The organism is Prauserella salsuginis, assembly GCF_024648885.1.
Lineage (GTDB): Bacteria > Actinomycetota > Actinomycetes > Mycobacteriales > Pseudonocardiaceae > Prauserella > Prauserella salsuginis.
This window is the reverse complement of record NZ_JANBBF010000011.1, coordinates 283,621-304,380: the sequence shown is the minus strand read 5'-3', so window position 1 is coordinate 304,380 and position 20,760 is coordinate 283,621. Positions and strand designations below refer to the sequence as shown.

General features: G+C 71.7%; 19 protein-coding genes and 1 pseudogene. 4 read left to right on the top strand and 16 right to left on the bottom strand.

Annotated elements, in window-relative coordinates; genetic code table 11:
• Window positions 1–3: 3 nt before the first annotated feature.
• The 5 genes from LY40_RS16290 to gatC all read right to left on the bottom strand — a co-directional run bounded on the left by LY40_RS16290 (window position 4) and on the right by gatC (window position 4,588).
• Window positions 4–498 (bottom strand): hypothetical protein, encoded by a 495-nt coding sequence (locus tag LY40_RS16290; RefSeq protein ID WP_183778615.1) that lies wholly within the window; start codon window positions 496–498, stop codon window positions 4–6.
• A gap of 10 nt (window positions 499–508) precedes the next feature.
• Complete coding sequence (locus LY40_RS16285) at window positions 509–1,192, bottom strand: GNAT family N-acetyltransferase (RefSeq protein WP_258937365.1); 684 nt, start codon at window positions 1,190–1,192, stop codon at window positions 509–511.
• A 98-nt stretch (window positions 1,193–1,290) separates the two neighbouring features.
• Window positions 1,291–2,793, bottom strand: a complete 1,503-nt coding sequence (gene gatB / locus LY40_RS16280) for an Asp-tRNA(Asn)/Glu-tRNA(Gln) amidotransferase subunit GatB (protein WP_258937364.1) — start codon at window positions 2,791–2,793, stop codon at window positions 1,291–1,293.
• Window positions 2,790–4,292 carry an Asp-tRNA(Asn)/Glu-tRNA(Gln) amidotransferase subunit GatA gene (gene gatA / locus LY40_RS16275; RefSeq protein ID WP_258937363.1) on the bottom strand — a complete coding sequence of 501 codons (1,503 nt, stop codon included), beginning with the start codon at window positions 4,290–4,292 and terminating at the stop codon, window positions 2,790–2,792. Before gatA ends, gatB begins: the two co-directional genes overlap by 4 nt.
• The gene (gene gatC / locus LY40_RS16270; protein WP_183778621.1) at window positions 4,289–4,588 is read right to left on the bottom strand and encodes an Asp-tRNA(Asn)/Glu-tRNA(Gln) amidotransferase subunit GatC; all 300 of its coding nucleotides are present in this window, start codon (window positions 4,586–4,588) and stop codon (window positions 4,289–4,291) included. Before gatC ends, gatA begins: the two co-directional genes overlap by 4 nt.
• A gap of 343 nt (window positions 4,589–4,931) precedes the next feature.
• Here gatC and LY40_RS16265 point away from each other — a divergent pair, with 343 nt between their 5' ends.
• Window positions 4,932–5,585 carry an ACT domain-containing protein gene (locus LY40_RS16265; protein ID WP_183778623.1) on the top strand — a complete coding sequence of 218 codons (654 nt, stop codon included), beginning with the start codon at window positions 4,932–4,934 and terminating at the stop codon, window positions 5,583–5,585.
• 56 nt (window positions 5,586–5,641) lie between these two features.
• Window positions 5,642–6,592 carry a hypothetical protein gene (locus tag LY40_RS16260; RefSeq protein WP_258937362.1) on the top strand — a complete coding sequence of 317 codons (951 nt, stop codon included), beginning with the start codon at window positions 5,642–5,644 and terminating at the stop codon, window positions 6,590–6,592.
• Between the two features lie 136 nt (window positions 6,593–6,728).
• Here LY40_RS16260 and LY40_RS16255 read toward each other — a convergent pair whose 3' ends face one another.
• The 7 genes and pseudogenes from LY40_RS16255 to LY40_RS16225 form a co-directional block, all read right to left on the bottom strand.
• The gene (locus LY40_RS16255; RefSeq protein ID WP_258937361.1) at window positions 6,729–7,223 is read right to left on the bottom strand and encodes a GNAT family N-acetyltransferase; all 495 of its coding nucleotides are present in this window, start codon (window positions 7,221–7,223) and stop codon (window positions 6,729–6,731) included.
• Window positions 7,216–7,548: a HepT-like ribonuclease domain-containing protein gene (locus LY40_RS16250; RefSeq protein WP_258937487.1), complete on the bottom strand. Its 333-nt coding sequence runs from the start codon at window positions 7,546–7,548 to the stop codon at window positions 7,216–7,218. Before LY40_RS16250 ends, LY40_RS16255 begins: the two co-directional genes overlap by 8 nt.
• A gap of 29 nt (window positions 7,549–7,577) precedes the next feature.
• Entirely contained in the window at window positions 7,578–7,952 is a 375-nt protein-coding gene (locus tag LY40_RS16245; RefSeq protein ID WP_221212615.1) for a nucleotidyltransferase family protein, read from the bottom strand.
• Entirely contained in the window at window positions 7,945–10,071 is a 2,127-nt protein-coding gene (ligA, locus tag LY40_RS16240) for an NAD-dependent DNA ligase LigA (protein WP_183778630.1), read from the bottom strand. The genes LY40_RS16245 and ligA overlap by 8 nt, the downstream gene beginning before the upstream one ends.
• Window positions 10,072–10,458: 387 nt before the next feature.
• A pseudogene (locus LY40_RS16235) lies at window positions 10,459–11,208 on the bottom strand (hypothetical protein); the annotation flags it as partial.
• Between the two features lie 12 nt (window positions 11,209–11,220).
• Window positions 11,221–12,258, bottom strand: coding sequence for a uroporphyrinogen decarboxylase/cobalamine-independent methonine synthase family protein (locus LY40_RS16230; protein WP_258937360.1), 1,038 nt, complete (start codon window positions 12,256–12,258; stop codon window positions 11,221–11,223).
• A gap of 79 nt (window positions 12,259–12,337) precedes the next feature.
• On the bottom strand, window positions 12,338–13,231 hold the full coding sequence (locus tag LY40_RS16225; protein WP_258937359.1) for an alpha/beta hydrolase: 894 nt from the start codon (window positions 13,229–13,231) through the stop codon (window positions 12,338–12,340).
• A 52-nt stretch (window positions 13,232–13,283) separates the two neighbouring features.
• Here LY40_RS16225 and LY40_RS16220 point away from each other — a divergent pair, with 52 nt between their 5' ends.
• Window positions 13,284–14,006, top strand: coding sequence for a TetR/AcrR family transcriptional regulator (locus LY40_RS16220; protein ID WP_258937358.1), 723 nt, complete (start codon window positions 13,284–13,286; stop codon window positions 14,004–14,006).
• On the opposite strand, the gene LY40_RS16215 is transcribed toward LY40_RS16220, so the two are convergent.
• From LY40_RS16215 to LY40_RS16200, 4 genes are all read right to left on the bottom strand, one after another.
• Window positions 13,996–15,702, bottom strand: coding sequence for an acyl-CoA synthetase (locus LY40_RS16215; protein WP_258937357.1), 1,707 nt, complete (start codon window positions 15,700–15,702; stop codon window positions 13,996–13,998). The two genes, LY40_RS16220 and LY40_RS16215, sit on opposite strands and share 11 nt — an antisense overlap.
• A 150-nt stretch (window positions 15,703–15,852) precedes the next feature.
• Complete coding sequence (mnmA, locus tag LY40_RS16210; RefSeq protein WP_183778642.1) at window positions 15,853–16,950, bottom strand: tRNA 2-thiouridine(34) synthase MnmA; 1,098 nt, start codon at window positions 16,948–16,950, stop codon at window positions 15,853–15,855.
• A gap of 4 nt (window positions 16,951–16,954) precedes the next feature.
• The gene (locus LY40_RS16205; protein ID WP_183778644.1) at window positions 16,955–18,154 is read right to left on the bottom strand and encodes a cysteine desulfurase family protein; all 1,200 of its coding nucleotides are present in this window, start codon (window positions 18,152–18,154) and stop codon (window positions 16,955–16,957) included.
• A 48-nt stretch (window positions 18,155–18,202) separates the two neighbouring features.
• On the bottom strand, window positions 18,203–19,663 hold the full coding sequence (locus LY40_RS16200; RefSeq protein WP_258937356.1) for an MFS transporter: 1,461 nt from the start codon (window positions 19,661–19,663) through the stop codon (window positions 18,203–18,205).
• Between the two features lie 132 nt (window positions 19,664–19,795).
• On the opposite strand from LY40_RS16200, the gene LY40_RS16195 reads away from it, so the two are divergent.
• Entirely contained in the window at window positions 19,796–20,662 is an 867-nt protein-coding gene (locus LY40_RS16195; RefSeq protein ID WP_258937355.1) for a phosphotransferase family protein, read from the top strand.
• Window positions 20,663–20,760: the final 98 nt, after the last annotated feature.

Here is a 20,760-nt window from a genome sequence, read left to right as displayed (position 1 = left end):
TTGTCAGCGGTTGCGGCGCGTTTCGGTGTGGAGCGCCCGGGTGTCCAGCGCGGCGAAGACGACACTCGCGACGGCGGCGAGCGCACCGAGGTACCGGCCGATGCCCGCTTCGACGGTCACGCCGCCCGCCTCGAGCACGGCCCGTTCCTCACTGCCGAACTGCCAGTCCGCGAGCAGCCAGCCGAGCACCGCGGCCAGCAGCGCCAGGCAGGCGCCGATGAGCCACAGCTGCGGAAGGCCACCCATGCGGGCGGTGTTGATCCGCCCGACGGCGGCGACGGTGGCACCGAGGGCCGCGACGAGCAGGGGCGGGAACCAGCCGAAGAAGGTCGCCCGCCACACGGATCGGGTGACGTCCTCGGCGGGCAGTTCGGCGAGCGCCGACCGCACCGCGGGGTCGTCGGCGGACAGCACGGTCCACGGCAGCAGCAGCGAGACGACGGCGAGCACCGCCGCCGCGAGCCCACCGATCTCACGCCACGAAGGCCGCGCAGTCACAGGACCACTCCTATCGATCGTCGCCGACACTCGATCCGGCCACAGGTTTGCTCATGTACAGGGCGTACTCACCCGCCGATGCCGTCCCCTCGTACAGCGAGGCGTCGAGCCCGCAGAAGGCGAACCCCATCCGGCGATAGGCGTGGATCGCCGGCGCGTTGACGTTCGTGACCTCCAGCCACACGTGTCGCGCACCGCAGTCGCGAGCGAACTCGTCGGCGCACGCCATCAGTCCCGTGCCCACACCACGGCCACGGTGAGCGGGAGCGATCGCGAGGTCACACACGCTGAGACGCCGATTCCAGCGCGCGTACGCGACCGAGACGAACCCCACGACCGCGCCGTCGGGGTCGGCCGCGACGAACGTGGCGTGCCGGTGGGAGTCGGCACCGCCTTCGGCGTCGTCCTCGTCGTCCTCGTCGTCCGGACCGGCGGGGAACTGTTTGGTCAGCGGCGATGCCAACGACACCTCGGTGAGAGCGAACCCGCTCTCGGAGATGCTCACCCGGAAGATCGAGTCGGTCGTGAAGGAGTCGTCGACGCCGGCGATGGCAGCGACGTCGCCGTTCGCACGGACGTCGCAGTCGCCGCTGCCGCTGCCGTCGCAGTTGCCACTGCCGTTGCCGTCGCAGTCGCCGTTACCGTCACGCCGGGCGCGGCGGAACGTGTAACCGGAGCGGTCGGTGGCGCTCATGGTCCGGAATCCTGGAACACGACCGCCACCTTCACCTCCGTCGCACTTCTCACCGACCGCACCGGCTCGGCCCGTGCGGTCGGCCCACGTCGGGCCGGTCAGGCCCCGACGCGCTCCAGAATCAGTTCCCGCACGCGGGCGGCGTCCGCCTGCCCCTTGGTCGCCTTCATGACGGCACCGACGATCGCTCCTGCCGCCTGCACCTTGCCCCCGCGGATCTTGTCGGCGACGTCGGGCTGGGCGGCGAGGGCCTCGTCGACGGCGGCGAGGAGCGCGGAGTCGTCCGAGACGACCTTCAGCCCGCGCTTCTCGATGACCTGGTCGGGGTCGCCGTCACCGTCGAGGACGCCGTCGACGACCTGGCGGGCGAGCTTGTTCGTGAGCTCCCCCGAGCCGACGAGCTCGATGACGCGCGCGACCTGCGCGGGCGTGATGACGAGGTCGGCGAGCTCGGTTTCCCGCGACGTGGCCTGCTGGTTGAGGTACTGGACCCACCAGCTGCGGGCGTCGGCTTGGTCGGCGCCCGCGTCGACGGTGGCGGCCACGAGTTCGATGGCCCCGGTGTTAACGAGGTCGCGGAGCTCCTCGTCGGTGAGGTTCCAGTCCTCCTGGATGCGCTTGCGGCGCTGCCACGGCAGCTCCGGGATGGTGGCGCGCAGCTGCTCGACCCACTCCCGCGTCGGCGCGATCGGCACGAGGTCGGGTTCCGGGAAGTACCGGTAGTCCTCGGCGGTCTCCTTGGTGCGGCCCGCGGCGGTGGTGCCGTCGGCCTCCTGGAAGTGCCGGGTCTCCTGCTTGATGGAGCCGCCGTCGGCCAGGATCGCGGCGTGCCGCGTCATCTCGTACCGCACGGCGCGCTCGACGCTGCGCAGCGAGTTGACGTTCTTGGTCTCGGTGCGGGTACCGAACTCGCCCGCGCCCTTGGCCATGAGCGACACGTTGGCGTCGCAGCGCAGCGAACCCTGGTCCATACGGACGTCGGAGACGTCCATGGCCCGCAGCAGGTCGCGGAGCGCGGTGACGTACGCGCGGGCGACCTCGGGCGCGCGCTCCCCCATGCCGGTGATCGGCTTGGTGACGATCTCGATGAGGGGCACGCCGGCGCGGTTGTAGTCCAGCAGCGAGTGCTCGGCCCCGTGGATCCGGCCCGTGGCGCCGCCGACGTGCAGCGACTTGCCGGTGTCCTCCTCCATGTGCGCGCGTTCGATGTCGACGCGCACGACCTCGCCGTCGTCGAGCACGACGTCGAGGTGGCCGTCGAAGGCGATCGGCTCGTCGTACTGCGAGGTCTGGAAGTTCTTCGGCATGTCCGGGTAGAAGTAGTTCTTCCTGGCGAACCGGCACCACTCCGCGATGTCGCAGTTCAGCGCGAGGCCGATGCGGATGGCCGACTCCACGGCGGTGCCGTTGACGACGGGCAGCGCACCGGGCATGCCGAGGCACACGGGGCACACGTGCGTGTTCGGGTCGCCACCGAAGGAGTTGGGGCAGCCGCAGAACATCTTCGTGTTGGTGGACAGCTCGACGTGCACTTCGAGGCCGAGCACCGGGTCGTACCGTTCGATGACCTCGGCGTAGTCCATGAGTTCGGCGGTGGTCACTTGGCGGCCTCCAGTTCACCCAGCTTGTCGAGCACCGGGCCGCGCGCGGTTTCGTAGGCGGCGCCGACGCGGTAGAGGCGGTCATCGGCGAGGGCGGGCGCCATGATCTGCAGCCCGACCGGCAGACCGTCCTCGTCGGACAGTCCACTGGGGACACTCATGGCCGCGTTGCCCGCCAGGTTGGCGGGGATCGAGCAGATGTCGTTGAGGTACATCGCGAGCGGGTCGTCGACCTTCTCGCCGAGCTTGAACGGCGTGACCGGCGTCGTGGGCGACACCAGCACGTCGACCTGCTCGAACGCGGCGGCGAAGTCGCGCGTGATGAGCGTGCGCACCTTCTGGGCCGAACCGTAGTAGGCGTCGTAGTACCCGGACGAGAGCGCGTAGGTGCCGAGCATGACCCGGCGCTTGACCTCGGCGCCGAAACCTTCCTCGCGGGTCAGCGACATGACCTCTTCGGCACTGTGGTTCCCGTCGTCGGCGACGCGCAGTCCATAGCGCATGGCGTCGAACCGAGCGAGGTTCGACGAGCACTCGCTCGGCGCGATCAGGTAGTAGGCGGGCAGCGCGTAGGTGAAGTTCGGGCACGAGACCTCGACGACCTCGGCGCCCAGTTCCTTCAGCTGCGCCACGGCCGCTTCGAACGAGCGGAGCACGCCGCCCTGGTAGCCCTCGCCGGACAGCTCGCGGACGACGCCGATCTTGACGCCGCTCAGGTCGCCGCGGGCTCCCTCACGGGCGGCGTCGACCACGGCCGGCACCGGCGCGTCGATGGACGTGGCGTCCATCGGGTCGTGCCCGGCGATGACCTCGTGCAGCAGCGCCGCGTCGAGCACCGTCCGGCCGCAGGGGCCCGCCTGGTCGAGCGACGACGAGAACGCCACGAGGCCGTAGCGGGACACGCCGCCGTAGGTGGGCTTCACGCCGACGGTGGCCGTGACGGCGGCGGGCTGACGGATCGAACCGCCGGTGTCGGTGCCGATGGCCAGCGGCGCCTCGTAAGCGGCCAGCGAGGCCGACGAACCGCCACCGGAACCGCCGGGGATGCGGTCGAGGTCCCACGGGTTGCGGGTCGGGCCGTAGGCCGAGTTCTCGGTCGACGAGCCCATCGCGAACTCGTCCATGTTGGTCTTGCCGAGGATCGGCACACCGGCCTCGCGCAGCCGGCGGGTGACGGTCGCGTCGTACGGCGGCAGCCAACCTTCGAGCGTCCTCGAACCGCAGGTGGTGGGCACGCCGCGGGTGGTCAGCACGTCCTTGAGTGCCAGCGGCACACCGGCCAGCGGGCTGGCGGGTGCGGTGCCCGCCGCGATGTCGGCGTCGACCGCGCGGGCGGCCTCGAGGGCGCCCTCGGCGTCGACGTGCAGAAACGCGTGCACGTCACCGTCGACCGCGGCGATGCGGTCGAGATGGGCCTGCGTCGTCTCGGCGGCCGACACCTCGCCGGCGTGGATCTTGTCCGCGAGCTCAGCCGCGGTGAGCCTGGTCAGGTCGCTCACTGTTCCTCCCCCAGGATGCGCGGGACGCGGAACCGTCCCTCTTCGGCGGCGGGCGCTCCGGCCAGTGCCTCGTCCTGGGACAGCCCCGGACGGACCTCGTCGGTACGGAAGACGTTGGTCAGCGGCACGGCGTGCGACGTGGGCGGGATGTCGTCGCCCGCCACCTCGCCGACCTTGGCCACCGCGTCCAGGATCTGGTCGAGCTGGCCGGCGAAAGTGTCCAGCTCCTCCTCGGTGACGGCCATCCTGGCCAGTTTCGCGAGGTGCGCGACCTCGTCGCGGGAAATGTTCGACACGCAGCTGACTCCGATGGGGTGTGCTCGGACCGCAGGACCGCCGAGCGCCTGCGGAGGTCTGTCTTCTCCCGCGAAGTCTATGGCCGCCGCGCCGGACCGGTGCGGCCGGGCGGGGATTGCCGCGGCGGCCGCGCGGTGCGCGTGGCGGTGCCTATATTCGCAACGCGTGTTCTGCAACAATCACCGGTCGGCGCAGGCCCTCCGCAGCCGTCGACGGCCGTCGAGGGAGGCGCCCGGCCACGACGTGACACGACGTGACGAGACGGCCGCGATGCTCCCGCACCCCGCCGGTGGCCGGTGGGGCGCGCATCCGGTTCTCGCACCTGCTTGAAGGGAGACCGCGGTGTCGTTCCTGATCCGTGTGCAGCTGCCGGACACTCCGGGCATCCTCGGCGCGATCGCCACCGCCCTCGGCACGGCCGGTGCCGACATCCTCAGCGTCGATGTCGTCGAGCGCTCGGGCGGCACCGCCATCGACGACCTGGTGGTGGACCTGCCGTCGGACCGGCTGCCGGATGCGCTGATCACCGCGGCCGAGAGCGTCGACGGCGTCGAGGTGGACGCCGTCCGCCCCTACGCGGGCGTGCTCGACACCCACAGTGAACTCGAACTGGTCGAGGAGATCGCCGAGCAGCCCGCCCACGGGCTGACGGTGCTGGCAGGCGGGGTGCCCCGGATCATGCATGCGGGCTGGTCGGTGGTCGTGCAGCACACCTCCGGCGGGGTGCATCGGCTCGCGGCCTCCGGCGCGGCCCCGGAGACCCGTATCGGGGACGTGCCGTGGCTGCCGTTGGAACGCGCCACCGTGCTCGACGGGGAGGCGCCGTGGGTGCCCGACACCTGGCGTGAGCTGGGCACCGAGCTGGCGGCCACCCCGCTCGGCAAGCCTGATCTGGTGCTGCTCATCGGCAGGCCGGGCGGGCCGATGTTCCGTGCCGCCGAAGTCGCCCGACTCGCGCATCTTGCCGGTATTGTCGCGGTGGTCCTGGACGGCTGAGCCGCGCCGGGACCAGCCGCCGAACCCGCTGAGTATCCGAGGTCGCTGAGCCCGCCGTGCCCGTTTCGCCCCGCCCCGACCCGCCTCACCGCGACGGCGCCGGGGACACCCCCGGTGCCACCGAGGCGCGCGCCGGGGCCACGGGTCCCGGCACCCCGGGTGGCGGCGCCGACGGGGCCGCTGGCGACGGGAACCCGGGGGACGAGGCGAGTCCGGGGGACACGGCGTCCGGGCACGCGGCCATGGGAGACACGGGCGTGGGAGACACGGGAACGGACGACGCCGGAACAGAATCCGCCCGGACGGAGGACGCGGGAACGGAGGACGCAGCCCCGGCCGGCGGGACGCCGGAGCACGACGGCGCCGCGGACGAGACGGGCCGCGAACCGCCCGGGCAGGCGCCGACCGGGGACGAGCAGTCCGACCGGGCCGACGAGTTCGAACGGAAACTGACCATTCCGGTCCTCATCGCGGCGCTCGCATCGATCCCGGCGGTCTTCCTCACCCGTGCCGGCGGGACCGCCGCGGCGATCGGGACGGTGCTGAACTGGGCCTCGGTGTCGGTGCTCGTCGGCGAGTCGGTGGTACTGCTGTGGCTCGAAGGCAGCGTGCGGCGGTGGCTGCGCCGGTACCGCTGGCAGTTGCTCGTCGTGGCCGCCGCGGTGCCTGCGGTGGTGTTCGTGATCGGGCCGCTGCAGGTGCTGCGGCTGGTGCTGCTGCTCGGCGGCTTCCACATCCTGCGGGCACGGCGGATCGTGAACGCGGGCCGGGTGGTGGTCGAACGGCTCGGTCTCGGGCAGCGCCGAGCGCGATGGGTGCTGGCGGGCGTGATCGTCCTGGCCGGCGTGTTCTCGTTGATCGTGCTGGCCGACCCGGATTCCCGGAGCCGTCACGTGGTCGACTGGTTCCTCGAACACGTCGGCGTTCCGGGCACCGTGCTGGCCGGCATCGCCGCGGCCGGGGCGATCTACGGCGTCGGACGGCTGCTCACCCGGATTCGCAGCTGAAGCGCAGGGGCCCGCCCACCGCGGCGGCCCGAGGTCCGGACCGGCGCGGTCCGGACCTCGCGACCACGTCGATCGGCACTGGTGCACGGCCGCGCCGATCGGCAGAGCGGGTCGACCGGGCCGTTACGCCGACGGCTCAGACGTCCATCCCGAAGGCCAGGAGCGGAACCTCCGGGTGCGGGGCCCAGTCCCGTTCGGGGGTGCGGGTGAAGCCGAGGCGTTCGTAGAGCCGATGGGCCGTGGTCATGCGGTCGCGGCTGGACAGCACGACCCGGCTGATGCGCCGCACCCGGGCGATGTCGACGACGGCCCTGGTGAGCGCCTCGCCCACTCCCCTGCCCTGGGCGTCCGGCGACACGGCGAGCATCCGGAACTCCAACTCACCGGCCCGCGCCACCTCGGCCTTCGGGCTGCCGGCTTCGACCACCGTCACCGATCCGAGCACCGCGCCGTCGCCGCCGGTCGCGACCAGCACGTCGGCGGTCGCCGCGCGGCCCGCGACGTCCCGCAGCGCCGCGTCGTACCCGACGTCGTCGGCGAGATGCCCGCCCGCCGTGTACGCCTCGACCGTCAACTCGCCGATGGCCGCGTATTCCTCGGGCTCTGCGATCCGCACCCGAATCTCACTCATCGGCGGCGACCTCCGTCTCACCGGTGCCGGACAGTCGGCTGCGAATCTCGTCGACGAGACGCCCCACGTGGTTGTCGACCACATCGAAGATGATCTTATTGTCGATCCGGAAATACTCGTGGATCACGATATTGCGCAAACCGGCGATGCTGTGCCACGACGTCGACGTGAACTGGGTGCGAACCTCGTCCGGCAATGCCCGCACAGCTTCACCCGCGACGGCGAGATTCCGGAGAATCGCATCGAGCGCCATGTCCGACACCGTGGAATCGTCGGATTCCGAGTGCGCACGGAATCTCACGCACCGTTCCAACGCTGTGAGCACGTCCCCGAGGCGTTCGGCATCCGTCCGGCTCACAGCGCCACGGCCTCCGCGTGCGCGGTATCCGAGATGCGATCCCGGAGGAGTTCGTCGCAGACGACGTCGACCCGAACCCCCAGGAGTTCGCCCAGTTCGTCGCTGATCCCCGCGACGGCCAACAGCGGGTTCCCCGCACCGGGGCCGAGGTCGACGATGATGTCGATGTCGCTGTTCGGGCCCGCGTCCCCCCTGGCCACCGAACCGAACACGCGAGGGTTCGAGGCGCCGTACCGGCTCGCGACCGCCAGCACGTCGTCACTGCGGAGCCGGAGCATCGCCCGCAGACTCCGCGAGCGTGCTGTGGCCTCATCCATGAGGACAGGATAGCCGTCCATCGCGCCGCCACCAGGCACCAGAATCTCACTCATCGGCGGCGACCTCCGCGATCTCACGTGCGGCGTCGGGACCCTGCTGCAGCAGCACGGTCAGGCCGTTGTCGTCGAGCACCGGCACCTTGAGCTGCAGAGCCTTGTCGTACTTCGAGCCCGGTGCGTCACCGACGACGACGAACGCCGTCTTCTTCGACACCGACCCGGCCGCCTTGCCGCCGCGGGCCATGATCGCTTCCTTCGCCTCGTCGCGGGAGTAGTTCTCCAGCGACCCGGTGACGACGATCGACAGCCCCTCGAGGTTGCGCGGGATCGACGTGTCGCGTTCGTCCTCCATGCGCACCCCCGCGGCGCGCCACTTGTCGACGATCTCGCGGTGCCAGTCGACGGCGAACCATTCACGCACGGCCGCCGCGATGGTCGGGCCCACGCCGTCGACGTCGGCGATCTCCTCCTCGGTCGCCGCGTCGATGGCCTCGATGGAGCCGAACTCGCGGGCAAGCGCCTGCGCCGCGGTCGGCCCGACGTGCCGGATCGACAACCCGACCAGGACCTTCCACAGTGGACGATCCTTGGCGGCGTCGAGGTTCGCCAGCAAGCGCGCGCCGTTCGCCGACAACTCACCCGACTTGGTGACGAACAGGTCGACCCGGCTCAGCTTGTCCTCATCGAGGGAGAACACGTCCCCCTCGTCGGTCAGCACACCCGACTCCAGCAACGCGGCCGCCGCCTCGTAGCCGAGCACCTCGATGTCGAACGCGCCGCGGCCCGCCAGGTGGAACAGCCGCTCCCGCAGCTGCGCCGGGCAGGTACGCGCGTTGGGGCAACGGATGTCGACGTCGCCCTCCTTCTGGTAAGCCAGCTCGGTGCCGCACTCCGGGCAGTGGTCGGGCATGACGAATGCCCGCTCGTCGCCGGTGCGCACGTCGACCACGGGGCCGAGCACCTCGGGGATCACGTCGCCCGCTTTGCGGATCACCACGCGGTCGCCGATGAGGACGCCCTTGCGTTCGACCTCCTCACGGTTGTGCAGGGTCGCCATCGCGACGGTCGACCCGGCGACCTTCACCGGTTCCATCACCGCGTACGGCGTCACCCGGCCGGTGCGGCCGACGTTGACGCGGATGTCCTGCAGCCGCGTCGTCGCCTCCTCCGGCGGATACTTGTAGGCGATCGCCCAGCGCGGTGCGCGCGCCGTGGCCCCCAGCCTGCGCTGCTGTGCGACGTCGTCGACCTTCACGACCACGCCGTCGATCTCGTGCTCGGCGTCGTGCCGGTGGCCGCCCCAGTACTCGATGTGCCGCACGAGCGCTTCGACGTCGTCGATCGTCGTGCTGTGGCTCGACACGGGCAGGCCCCACGCGGCCAGTGCCTCGTACGACTCGGACTGGCGGGCGGGCTCGAAACCCTGTCGTTTGCCGAGACCGTGGCAGATGAGCCGCAGCGGGCGCGTGCGGGTGACCTTCGGGTCCTTCTGCCGCAGCGAACCGGCGGCGGCGTTGCGGGGGTTGGCGAACGGCGGCTTGCCCGCGTCGACGAGGCCGGCGTTGAGCTCGGCGAACTCCTCGACGCGGAAATAGATCTCGCCGCGCACCTCGACCAGCCCTGGCACGGGGAACTCGTCGGTGCCGGTCAGCTGGTCGGGTACGTCCTGCATGGTGCGCACGTTGAGCGTGACGTCCTCGCCGGTGCGCCCGTCACCGCGGGTGAGCGCCCGGGTGAGTTTGCCGTTCTCGTAGAGCAGGTTCACCGCCAGCCCGTCGATCTTGAGCTCGCACAGGTACCGGGCGCGGCCGCCGATCTCCTTCTCCACCCGGTCGACCCACGCGCGCAGCTCGTCGACATCGAACGCGTTGTCGAGGCTGAGCATGCGCTCGAGGTGGTCGTGGGCGACGAACTCGGTCGAGAACGTCCCGCCCACCTTCTGCGTGGGCGAATCCGGTGTCGCCAGTCCCGGATAGTCGCGTTCCAGCTCTTCGAGGCGGCGCAGCATCGTGTCGAACTCACCGTCCGAGATGGTCGGCGAGTCCAGCACGTAGTAGCGGAACTGGTGGCCCTTGACCTCCTCGGTCAGCGCCGCGTGCTCCTCACGCACGTCGGCGGGCACGTCCTTGATGTCCTCGGCCACGTGGCCGCCCGACAGGTCCTCAGTGCTCACACCGTCCGAGAGTAGTCACCGTGCCCGACATTCCGCCGACCCACTCCGGCCGGGACGAACCGCTCCGGCCGTCGAAGCGCCGCCGGTGGATGCCGGTGCTCCCCGTGTCCGATCCGGACCTGTGCACCACGGCTGGAGGTGACCGCGTGCTCCCCGGGCCACGGCGGACCAGCAGCGGGCCGGGATCGGCTCCGTGATCCGCTATCGGCCGGTTTCGCCGCCGTCGCTCTCCGCGCTCGGGCCGTCGTCGCCCATATTCCCGTTCCCCGCGTCCCCGTCGCCCGCGGTCTCGCCACTTGCGAGTCCGTCGCCGGGTGCAGTTCCGTCATCAGCGGCACCGCCGCCCTCACCCGCGTTTCCGTCAGAGGCACCGCCGCCGTCGCCGGCGGGCAGGCCGGCGAGTTCGCGCACCAGATCGCGGAACTCGCCGAGGGTGATCGCGTTGTCCGGTTCGGCGACGGCGGTCTCGACCCGCCGCAGGCGCTGGGCCGCGAGCCGTTCGCCGAGGGTCACATCGAGCGGCAGGAACGTCATCGTCGTCCGAGAGAACTCGTCGACCTCGGCGAGCAGCGGATGGTGCACCGCGACGTCGACGAGGCCGGCATCGTCGTCGACCTGCGCCACGACGCGCACGTCGCCGAGGTCGAACCGCTGGCCTGCGAAGTTCACGGCCACACCGGCCGGGTCGGGCACGGGCGGCACCGAGTCGTGGAACTCCCAGATCGCGTCCTCCGGCGGCGCGGCCTGCCGCCACGCGTCGGTGTAGGGCCGCAGCTCGGGGTCCTCCCTGCTGCTGACCACGAGCGCGTAGATCGCGCGGCTGCCACGATCCACGCTGAACTGCAGACCGGGGTGCACGGCCGCCACCGGTTCGACGAGCAGATTCTCGGCCCGCTCGGTGTCGCCCTCCCCCAGCGCCGCGCTCAGGTGCGGCAACAACTCGGCCCACGTCGACCAGAACTCCGCCGCCGCGGCGTGCGGATCGTCCGGCACCGGCTGGTCGGGCCACGGCGTCCGCGGATCGGGCGCCTCCCCGACCACATCGTCCCCACCGCGCGGGCCGCCGCCACGCGCACCGTCCTCACCCGAGCGCCGGCCGTTCGCCTCGCCGGATCGCTTCCTGCGGAACCACCCCATGATCTGCCCCTCCTACCACCGTTCCGGCGGTTCGACGAATGCCCTGCCCAGGTCGCGGGTCAGCGCCAACGCGCGGCGCAGCCAGCCTCCCGTCGCACCGGCGAGCCCGCACGTCGGGGTCACGAGCGCACGCTCGGCCAGGATCGACCGGTTGAACCCGAGCCGGTCGACCAGATCGAGCGCAGGCCGTGCCACACGGGACAGATCCGGCCACACGGCGGGTGGCTCGGCGGGGATCAGCCCGAGCCCCAACTGCACGCCCGCGTCCCACGTCTCGCCGAGCTCGTCGAGCAGACTGCCCGGGGCGCCGTCGAGCAACGTCGCGTCGAGGGCGATGGCGTGCGCACCCGCGGCGCGCAACAGCGCCACCGGAGGCCTGCGCGCGCAGCAGTGCACGACGACCGGGTTGCCGGTGATCTCGGCCGTGCGCGAGATGACGTGGTGCAGCAGTTCGCGCGCCTCGGGTTCGGGGACCGCGTCGACCGTGCCGTAACCGGACGGCGTCGGCAGTGCACCGGCCAGCACGTCCGGCAGCGTCGGCTCGTCGAACTGCACCACGACGCCCGCACCGGTCCGCTGTGACAGCTCGGCCACGTGCACGGCGATCCCTTCGAGCAGGGACTCGACGACGTCGTGCGTCGCCCCGTGGTCGGTCAGCACCCGGCGCCCGCGGGCGAGCTCGATACCGGCTGCGGTCGTCCACGGCCCGGCGACCTGCGTCTTCACCGCCCACGGCGTGGCACCCGCATGCTGGGCGGCCTCGGTGACCGCGTCGATGTCCCAGCGCCGCAGATCGACCGCCCGCCGGTGGTGCCGCCCGGGACGAGCGGCGATCCGGTACGCCGTCGGCACGACGTCCACCGCGATGTCCACCAGCATGCCCGCGGTGCGCCCCAGCAGGTCGGCGCCCACCCCGCGGTCGGGAAGTTCCGGTACATGAGGCAGGTCGGGCAGTTCCCCGAACACGATCGCCGCCGCCTCGGCGATGTCCGTGCCCGGCATCGATCCGATCCCCGTCGCCACGCCGCTAGGCCACACTCGCTGTTCCACGGTCCCGATTGTTTCCCATCGGCCCGACGGCGTGTCCCGGGCACCCGGCGTGTCACCGCGGGGCCGCCGTCACAACGGATCAGTGCGGAGTCAGCAGCTCCGCGAGCCGCTCGGCACCCGGCGACTCGACCGGGAAGTGACCGGCCGCCTCGAGCGGCACGTACTCCTTCGACGCGGCGATCCGGTCGAAGAACCGCAGGCTCAGCGCCGCGGGCGTCCAGCGGTCGTCGGCGGGGTGGGCCAGCACCACGTGCGGCCCCGTCGCCACTTCCGGTTCGACGGCGGGCGCCGACTCGAAGAAGCTCCGGAAGAAACCGAGCGGCATCCGGTTGCCGCCGCCCCGCCGGTCCGCCAGCACGACGTCGACCAGCTCAGGGTCGTTGGCGATGCCGCGCATGTTGGTGAGCCACCGCAGCGGCACTGCGGCACCGGCCAGCGGCCCCGCGGAGACCCGCAACAGTGGCCCCGCAGCCGCGCCCAGCCAGGGATGGCGGGCCGCGGCCCTGCGCGCCTCGGCATCCCGCGGGTCGAGCAGGCACGTCGCGATCAGCCGGTCCACACCACACGTGCGCGTGGCGGCCTCGTACGCGACCATCCCGCCCATGCTGGCGCCGATCAGCCACAGTGGACCGTCGTGCGTTTCCCGTTCGGCGGACGTCAATGCGCAGGCCACCTCGATCCAATCGGCATAGCGGACCGCCGACCGGTCGGGCACGCGGGTGTCGCCGTACCCGGGCAGGTCCGGGACCACGACGTGAACCCCGCGCCGGGCCGCGAGCGCCGCGTACGGCCACATCAGCGCGGCGTGCCCGCCCGCACCGTGGAAGGCGACCGCCCGCACCGGCGCGTCCGGATCGCCGACCCGCTCCACGTGGACGTCCGCCCCGCGCCAACGCCACCACGTCGACTCGCGGCGCGGCGGCGGCTCCGCGCGCAGTTCGGAGGGCAGGAAACGACGGTAGGCTTCGTGCATACACCCATCCCAGCCCCGCTCGCGGTGCGGGACAACTCGCGTTGGGACCGCCATGGACACACCCAGAAAACGCCCACGCCAGCAGCGATCCCGGTTCACGGTCGACGCCGTACTCGAAGCGGCTGCTCAGGTTTTCGAGCGCGAAGGCATGGCGGCGACCACCAATCGCATCGCCGAACGCGCCGGGTTCTCCATCGGCACGCTGTATCAGTACTTCCCCAACAAGGTCGCCTTGCTGGGCGGGCTGGCCGAACGGCATATCAAGGACGCGGCCGCCGGCCTGCACGTCACGTTCGCCGAACTCGACGACTCCCGACCGGGCTGGGAGGACACCGTCCGGGCGCTCACGGCGACGCTGGCGGCGCTGCACGCCGACCGGCCGCGGCTGCACACCGTGCTGTACGACCTGGCTCCACGCGTGCCCGAGGGCGTGGCAAGCCTGCACGCACTGCACGCCGAGGCCACGACGGCTCTCGCCCGGCACGTGCGCCGCTGCGGAGTCGCCCCCGTCGGTGTCGGTGACGGTGACGGTGACGGTGGCGGTGGCGGTGGCGGTGGCGGTGGCGGTGGCGGTGGCGGTGGCGGTGACGGTGGCGGTGTCGGTGAGCAGGAGCAGGAGCAGGCGGATCACACGGCGGCGCTGTTGGTGCAGACCGCCGAGATCACCCTCCACCGCATCGTGCTCGCCGACACCACTGCCGGCACCGGCGCCGACGACGTGGCCGCGCGTCTCGCCGAGACGCTCCTGGCCCTCGTCCCTGCACCTATCCGCTGAAGCGGTCGCGCAGTTCCCGTTTGAGGATCTTGCCGGACGCGTTGCGCGGCAGATCGTCGACGAAATGCACCTGCTTGGGCACCTTGAACGCCGACAGCCGGTCCTTGACCCACTGCGTCAGCTCGTCCTCGTCGGGCCGGCCGTCGTCCTTGGGAACCACGACCGCGGTGACGGCCTCGATCCACTTCTCGTCGGGAAGGCCGACCACGGCCACCTCGCCGACCGAGGGGTGGGTGTACAGCGCGTCCTCGACCTCCCGCGAGGCCACCATGACACCGCCGGTGTTGATGACGTCCTTGATGCGGTCGACGACGAAGATGTAGCCCTCCTCGTCCACCCGCACCAGGTCACCCGAGTGGAACCATCCCCCGCCCTCATCGGCGGGAACGCCTCCTCCCCCACCGGCTACGCCCTGATCGGCGGGGGCACCCCCTCCCCCACCGGCTACGCCCCCATTGGCGGGGGCACCCCCACCGCCGCCGAAGACCTCGTCGGTCTCCTCCGGCTTGTCCCAGTAGCCGAGGCACAACTGCGGGGACCGGTAGACGATCTCGCCCTCGCCACCGGGCGGGACGTCGCCTCCCTCGGCGTCGACGACCCGCGCCTCGACGAACAACACGGGACGGCCCGCGGACTCGGGGCGCGTGTCGTGGTCCTCGGGGCGCAACACGGTGGCGAGTGGGCCGATCTCCGACTGACCGAAACAGTTGTAGAACCCGAGCTCCGGTAGCTTCTCGCGAAGGCGCTGCAGGATCGGGCCGGGCATGATCGAGGCACCGTAGTAGGCCTTGCGCAGCGCCGACAGGTCGCGCGTGCCGAAGTCCGCGTGGTTGGCCAGCGCGACCCACAGCGTCGGCGCGGCGAAGAACGCCCCGTGCCGGTCCTCGGCCATCCGGCGCAGGATGTCGGCGGGGTCGGGTGTCTCGACGATCGTGTTGGACGCGCCCACCGCCAGCCAGGGCATGAGGAACACGTGCATCTGCGCCGAGTGGTACAGCGGCATGACGTGCAGCGGTTCGTCGTCGGCGGAAAGGTCGAGATCGACGATGCACGAGAGGTACTCGTGCACGAGCGCGCGGTGCGTCATCATCGCGCCCTTGGGCCGCGACGTCGTCCCGGAGGTGTAGAGCAACTGGGCGAGATCGGTGTCGGCGACCTTGGTGCCGAGTTGGGTCCCGGAGTCCGGAACGTCTCCGGTGCTCGCGACGGCCAACAGCGAGTCGTCGGCGTCGCGCAGCGCCACGATGCGTTCGACGTCGAGGTCGAGGGCGTCGAGGTTGGCGCGCAGCGCCGGATCGGTCAGCACCATCCGGCTGCCGGACTGGGTGATCAGGTAGGCGAGCTCGTCACCGGTGAGGTTGTAGTTGACGGGCACGTGCACCAGTCCCGCGCGGGCGCAGGCGAGGAATCCGATGAGGAAGGCGTCGGAGTTCTTGCCGTACGCGGCGACGCGGTCACCGTGGTTCAGGCCCAGCGAGAGCAGGTGCGCGGCGGCGCGCGTGACGGCGGCGTCCAACTCGGCGTAGGTCCACGTGCGGTCGGCGAACCGGATCGCCACGCGGTGGGGCGTCCGCGAAGCGCTGCGCCGTGGGATGTCGGCGATCGTGCTGGAACGGATACCGCTCGCCGCGACACCGTTCACTGCAGTGGTGTTCGCGGCGGCAGTGTTCGCGGCGGCGGGCCCTGCGTTCGACATTGAACTCCTCCGTGATCGCGACGCGTTCGACCTGCGTCGTCGCCGCGATCCTCCCCCAGCTGCATGAGCCGTTCAACACCCGCGTGTCCTGCACTCAGCACCACGTGTCCTGCGCTCAGCACCGCGTGTCCAGGACACGATCCCCGGGGATTACGCCGTGGCGGAGATCTTCGCGCTGCCGAGGACGACGTCGCCCGCCTCGGCATCGGGGCTGTAGAGCACCGCGACCTGCCCCGGGGCGACGCCGGTCAGCGGTTCCCGCAGTGACATCCGCACCGCGTCCCCGTCGGAGTCGACCTCGGCCACGGCGGGAGCCATGCCGCCGTGCGCGCGCACCTGCACGACGCATTCGGTCGGGCCGGTCAGCGGCTGCTCCGACGGCCAGATCGCACGGTCGGCGTCGATCGTCGACACGGACAGTTCCTGCGACGAACCGACCTTCACCGTTCCGGACACCGGCTCCAACGACAGCACGTACCGCGGCTTGCCGTCGGCCGCGGGCGCGTCGATGCCGAGGCCCTTGCGCTGGCCGACCGTGAAGCCGTGCACACCGGTGTGCCTGCCGAGCACGGCACCGGTCTCGGCGTCGACGAGGTCACCGGGGCGCTCGCCGAGGCGGTTCTCGAGGAACTTCTTCGTGTCACCGTCGGGGATGAAGCAGATGTCATGGCTGTCCGGTTTTTCGGCGACGGCCAGTCCTCGCTCGGCGGCCTCCTCACGCACGTCGGGCTTGCGCGAGGAGCCGAGCGGGAACATCGCGTGCCGCAGCTGCTCCGGTGTCAGCGAGGCCAGCACGTACGACTGGTCCTTGTGGTCGTCGGCGCTGCGGCGCAGCTCCGGCACGCCATCCACAACGGACAGCCGGGCGTAGTGCCCGGTGCACACCGCGTCGAAGCCCAGCGCGATCGCCTTCTCCAGCAGCGCCTCGAACTTGATCTTCTCGTTGCAGGTGACGCACGGATTGGGGGTGCGCCCTGCGGCGTACTCGCCGACGAAGGTCTCCACGACCTCCTCGGTGAACCGCTCAGCGAAGTCCCAGACGTAGAACGGGATGCCGAGGATGTCGGCGGCGCGGCGGGCGTCCCGCGAGTCCTCGATGGTGCAGCATCCTCGCGCGCCCGTGCGGAGCGTGCCGGGTTTGGCCGACAGCGCCAGGTGCACACCCGTCACGTCGTGCCCGGCCTCGACGGCACGCGCCGCCGCCACCGCCGAGTCCACGCCCCCGCTCATCGCGGCCAGTACGCGCATCGGCTCATGCCTCCTGCTTCTGCTTGCGCATGCCGGCGAGGCCCGCCTGGCGTGCCCTGTCGACCGCTCCACGCAGCTCCCGCGCCAGCGCGTCGACGTCGTCCTGGGTGGATGTGTGACCCAGCGAGAACCGCAGCGAACCGCGGGCCGCCGAGGCGTCGGCGCCCATCGCGGTGAGCACGTGGCTCGGTTCGGCCACGCCGGCGGTGCACGCCGAGCCGGTGGAACACTCGATGCCCTTCGCGTCCAACAGCATCAGCAGGCTGTCGCCCGCGCAACCGGGGAACGTGAAGTGCGCGATGCCCGGCAGCCGATCGGCCGAATCGGCGGGCAGACCGTTCAGCACGGCGTCCGGCACCGCCGAGCGCACGGCGGTGATCAGTTCGTCGCGGAGCTTGACGGTGCGCTCGGCGACCTCCCGGCGGTGTTCGACGGCGACCCGCACCGCCGTGGCGAAGGCGTGGATGCCGGGCACGTCGAGCGTGCCGGACCGCACCTCACGCTCCTGGCCGCCACCGTGCAGCAGCGGGACGGCCGGGGTCGACCGGTCCAGCAACAGCGCGCCGACGCCGTACGGCCCGCCGATCTTGTGACCGGTCAGGGTCAGTGCCTGGGTCCCCGAGGCGGCGAAGCCGACCTCCACGCCTCCGACGGCCTGCACCGCGTCCGTGTGCAGCGGCACGTCGTACTCGGCGCAGACGGCCGCGAGCTCGGCGATCGGGTTGACGGTGCCGACCTCGTTGTTCGCCCACATCACGGTGGCGAGGGCGATGTCGGAGTGGCCCTGCTCGAACGCGGCCCGCAGCATCTCCGGACGCACGCGCCCGTGGTCGTCGACCTCTAGCCACGTCAGCTCGGCGCCCTCGTGATCGGCCAACCAATGGACGGCGTCGAGCACGGCGTGGTGCTCGACGGCACTGACCAGGATCCGCCGGCGCGCGGGGTCGGCGTCCCTGCGCGCCCAGAAGGTGCCTTTGACGGCGAGGTTGTCGCTCTCCGTCCCACCACCGGTGAAGATCACCTCGGACGGCCTGGCGTCGAGTGCCTCGGCCACGACTTCCCTGGCCTCCTCGGCGACGCGGCGTGCACGGCGGCCCGAGGAATGCAGCGATGACGCGTTGCCCACGGTGGACATCGCGTCACTCATCGCCGCAATGGCGTCCGGCAACATGGGGGTGGTCGCCGCATGGTCGAGGTAGGTCATCGCCATTCCAGGGTAGTCGGGCCCTCACGGCGAACGCTGCGGCGTCGCTCACGAGCGCTCGCCCTCCCGCCGCGCACCGGCCAGCGCACCGCCGACGGCCGCCAGCACCGTCAGCGACGCGGCGAGCACCACGATCGGCGTGCCGGGGGCGGCCGCGGAGCCGAGCGCGCCGAGCAGCACCCCGCCGAAGCCGATGACCAGCGCCGATGTCACCCAGTCACCGAGCTGCATGGCCGAGCTGGCGAAGCCGCGTTCCGACTCGTCGGCGCGCCGCAACATCAGGACCTGCACCGACGGGTACGCCATGCCCATTCCCGCCCCGCCGACGATCGCCGCCGCGAACGCCACCCATCCGGGGCATCCCGGCAGCGCGACGCAGCCGAACATCGCCACCCCGGCCCCGACCAGGGCGAACCCCGCCCGCACCAGCCGGTCGCGGTCCCAGTGCGGGAACCGCCCCTGCAGGGCCGATCCCAGCGACCAGCTCAGCGCCGTGACGGTCAGCGGCAACCCGGCCAGGGCGGGGCCGTAGCCGTGCACCCCGGTCATCGTCAGGGGCAGGAACGCCTCCATGCCGGCGAACGTGCCCGCCAGCAACGCCCGCGACCGCACCAGCCCACCCAGTCCGCCCCTGCCGGTGACCGTCCCGGCGGGCAGCAGCCTGCGCAACGCGAGCCCGACCGCGGCCAGTCCCGCCGCACCGTAGGCGAGCGCGAACCCGGACGGGTGCTGGGACGCCCAGGTCAGCGCGCCAACCCCCACGGCGGCCGCGACGGCGGCGGGCACGCTCGCCGCACGGCCGCGCGGCGGCGGACGGTAACCGGCGACACTGCGCACCACCGGCACCAGTAGGGCGAGACCCACGAGCACGAGCGGGACCAGTCCGTGGAACACCCACCGCCACCCGACGGTGTCGGTCACCAACCCCGCCACGGACGGCCCGATCACGGCGGGTAGCACCCACGCGGCCGCGTTGGCCGCGTAGATCACCGGGCGTTCGGCATCGGTGAACACGAGCGCGATCAGCAGCGACGTGGCGACCAGCACGGTTCCCGTCCCGAGGCCCTGCAGGAAGCGCCCGGCCAGCAGCACGGCCATGTTCGGTGCGAACCCGGCCGCCAGCAGGCCCACCAGGAACACCACCGGCCCGCCGAGCAGCGAGGGAACCGGACCGCGCCGGTCGCACACGCGCCCGGACAGCACCGTCGCCACCACGCTGGCGACCAGGAACGTCGTGAACGGCCACGAGTACAGCGTCCCGCCGTCGAGGTCAGCGACCATCGTCGGCATCGCGGTGGCCACGCCGAGGTTCTCGAACGCCATCAGCGTGACGAGCAGCAGCACGCCTGCGGTGGTTGTCCGGCGTTCGGGACTCCAGAGCACGCTCCGGCGCCGAGGTCGTGTCCGTCCTGGCCGCAGCTCCGGGGAGTCCGGATGCGGCGACGGCGGATGCGGGGAGCCCTGGTGTGCGGGGTCCGGGCTCTGCGGCTCCGGCGCGGTCGTCGTCATGCCGGCAACGATGCAACCTCGAGCGCGCTGGAGGTCCAGCGTCGAGCTCCCTCGGCCGCGAACCGGCCGCGGCGGGCACCTGAATCACCGAAATCGCTCGTACGGCCGCATGTGCCGTCGTAGCCTGCGCGGGTGGACACCTTCCCCGTCGCGGCGGCGTGCGCCCGCGAAGGCCTCGCCGATCTTCCGGTGCAGCCGTTCCCCACCGGTTCGCTGCCCGTCTTCGCGGTCGGCGACGCGCTCGTACTCAAGGCCTACCCGGCCGACGACGTCGACGAGGCGCTGACCGAACTGGCGGCTCTCACGGCGCTGGACGGGGCACTCGACGTCGCGACTCCCCGCGTCGAGGGCGAGGGAGAGCTCGACGAGTGGCGCTACGTCCTCATGCGGCGGCTTCCGGGCGTGGATCTCCCGACGGCATGGCCTGCCATGTCCACATCGGACCGCGTATGCCTGATGCGCCGCCTCGGCGGGCTGCTGGCGCAACTCCACGCCGTCCCGCCGCCGGACCTGTGGCCCGCCGACTGGTCGCGGTTCCTGTCCGGCCGCCGCAGCGAGGTGATGGCCCACCAGTCCGGGCTCGGCCTTGCCGAGGACTGGCGCGCGCAGATACCGGAGTTCCTCGACGACGTCGACCTGGGCGACCCGGACCCGGTGTTGCTGCACACCGAGGTCATGCCGGAGCACGTGTTCGTCGACCCCGACACATTCGTTCCCACGGGACTGCTCGACTTCGAACCCGCGATGCGGGGCGCGCCGGAGTACGAGTTCTCGGCCGTCGGCGTGTTCCTCACCGCGGGCGACACGGGCCTGCTGCGGGAGCTGCTGCTCGGGTACGGCTACGACGCGGCCGAGCTCGACGAGGACCTGGCACGCCGCCTGCTGGCGTACACCGTGCTGCACCGGTACTCGAACCTGTCGTCGTACCTGCAGCTGCTACCCGCCCCGGACACCCCGACGCTGCCGTCGCTGGCACGCCGGTGGTTCCTGCCGACCTGAACCGGCACCCGGCTCCTTCACTCGACCGGCGGACGCCGACTCAGTGGTTGATCAGTGGGCACCGGGGTGCGAGGCTCGGATCCGTCCGCAACGGAGCG